This window comes from Shigella sp. FC1661, assembly GCF_001712525.1.
In the GTDB taxonomy this organism is placed as follows: Bacteria; Pseudomonadota; Gammaproteobacteria; order Enterobacterales; family Enterobacteriaceae; genus Escherichia; species Escherichia coli.
In genome coordinates this window covers 1-203 of record NZ_MDGW01000565.1, presented here as the reverse complement: position 1 = coordinate 203, position 203 = coordinate 1, and the positions used below count along the sequence as shown (strand labels likewise).

Genomic DNA, 203 nt, shown 5'->3' with positions numbered 1-203 from the left:
TTTGCCGTTACGCACCACCCCGTCAGTAGCTGAACAGGAGGGACAGCTGATAGAAACAGAAGCCACTGGAGCACCTCAAAACACCATCATACACATAAATCAGTAAGTTGGCAGCATCACCATATACATGGAATTAGTTGCACTGCAAATAATTATTTGAAACAGGCCTTGGAACGAATTATAAAAATTGAACGGTAAGTACA

1 protein-coding gene is annotated in these 203 nt (G+C 41.9%); it reads right to left on the bottom strand.

Features of this window, described 5'->3' with window-relative positions:
- On the bottom strand, positions 1-66 hold a 66-nt coding region (locus BFF42_RS22410; RefSeq protein WP_096257578.1), incomplete at its 3' end, for an IS1 family transposase.
- Positions 67-203: the final 137 nt, after the last annotated feature.